This window comes from Nostoc sp. DedSLP03 (assembly GCF_034530815.1).
Taxonomy (GTDB): domain Bacteria; phylum Cyanobacteriota; class Cyanobacteriia; order Cyanobacteriales; family Nostocaceae; genus Nostoc.
Window position 1 is genome coordinate 1 of the sequence record NZ_JAVRCK010000227.1, and the last position, 1531, is coordinate 1531.

General features: G+C 36.4%; 2 protein-coding genes. One reads left to right on the forward strand and one right to left on the reverse strand.

Annotation, left to right across the window (positions count from 1 at the left end):
• Positions 1 to 81: 81 nt before the first annotated feature.
• A protein-coding gene (locus RM368_RS38405) for an ISAzo13 family transposase (protein WP_416212299.1) occupies positions 82 to 1307 on the forward strand; the annotation gives its coding sequence in 2 pieces (ribosomal slippage) (positions 82 to 565 and positions 565 to 1307; 1227 coding nt in all).
• 29 nt (positions 1308 to 1336) lie between these two features.
• Here RM368_RS38405 and RM368_RS38410 read toward each other — a convergent pair.
• Positions 1337 to 1531, reverse strand: a 195-nt coding sequence (locus RM368_RS38410) for a hypothetical protein (RefSeq protein ID WP_322698918.1), incomplete at its 5' end; no start/stop codon positions are given.

Consider the following 1531-nt stretch of genomic DNA (forward strand, 5'->3'; position numbering starts at 1 on the left):
GGGACTTCCAAGGAATAAAATAATCAATTATAATAATGATAATCATTTTAAGGGGGGGAATTTTGTGGGTGGAGAGGAGTGTTGCTCGAATTAACTGATTCAGTCTTAAAAGTATTAAAGGAAACAGCAAACCAACTCAAAGGTGCAGCAAGGCGGCGTTTTCAAGCACAAATTGTCATGGAATTAGGTTACGGAGGACAATTACTGGCTCAAAAAGAATTGGGCTGGGATAGAAATACTATTCGTAAAGGAATTAAAGAACTAACCAGTGGGATTAGTTGTATAGATAATTATTCAGCTAGGGGTAGATGGAAAGCCGAAGAACATTTACCTTCCTTGTTAGAAGATATAAAAAAATTAGTTGATTCACAGAGCCAAACCGACCCAAGTTTTAAAAGCCAGAGGTTATATACACGCCTAACAGCAAGCAAAGTCAGAAAACTATTAATTGAAAAGTTTGGTTATACTGATGAACAGTTACCAACTGAAGAAACAATTCGTGTCAAATTGAATTATTTAGGTTATCGGCTGAAGCGGGTAGCAAAAGTTCTTCCTCAAAAAAAATTCCAGAAACGGACGCAATTTTTGAACAATTAGCAATAGTTAATCAATCGGCTCTGGATGATCCAAGTATTTTACGTCTCAGTCTGGATGCCAAAGCCCGTGTAGATATTGGTTGCTTTGACAGAGGAGGTAAAAACCGAGTTGTCACAGAAACAGAAGACCATAATTTTCATCCAAAAACTACCGTAACTCCTTATGGTATCTTCCTTACAGAGTTAGACGAACTATTTTTATACTTTACAGAGTCTCATGTGACGAGTGATTTTATTGTTGATGTTCTAGAAGATTTTTGGAAGAGTGAGAGTTGGCGATTTCCTTCAATAAAAACGCTGATTCTTAACCAGGATAATGGGACAGATAATAATTCTAGACGTACCCAATTTATGAAACGTATAGTCGAGTTTGTACATGAATATCAACTAAATATACGGTTAGCCTACTATCCACCCTACCACAGCAAATATAATCCAATTGAGCGAGTATGGGGTATATTAGAAAATTCTTGGAACGGCAGTATTTTAGACGAAGTTGAAACAGCTTTAAACTTTGCTAAAAATATAACATGGAAAGGTAAGCATCCTGTGGTTAAGTTAGTAAAAGAAACTTATGAGACTGGGGTTAAACTTACCAAGTCAGCTATGTCTGCTATCGAAGAACAGATAGACCGTCTAACTAACTCTACACATGAAAAATTTCCGAATTTAGGTAAATGGTTTGTTGATATTTATTGTGCCAGCACTTAATTTTTCTCACTAGTTTTCAAAGCTTTCAGCTAGAAATCATCAATATTAATTATGATAATGCACCTGACATTATTTACAGAGTGCAGAGTTTTCGCTTTTGTGTTTGAGGGGGTGAGTGGTGGTTGCCGTCGGCAACCACCACTCACCCCCTCAGAATGATTATCATTATTTATTGAGTATCCACTTACGATTTTTTCTGAGTAATTTATTTCTTGGAAGTCCCT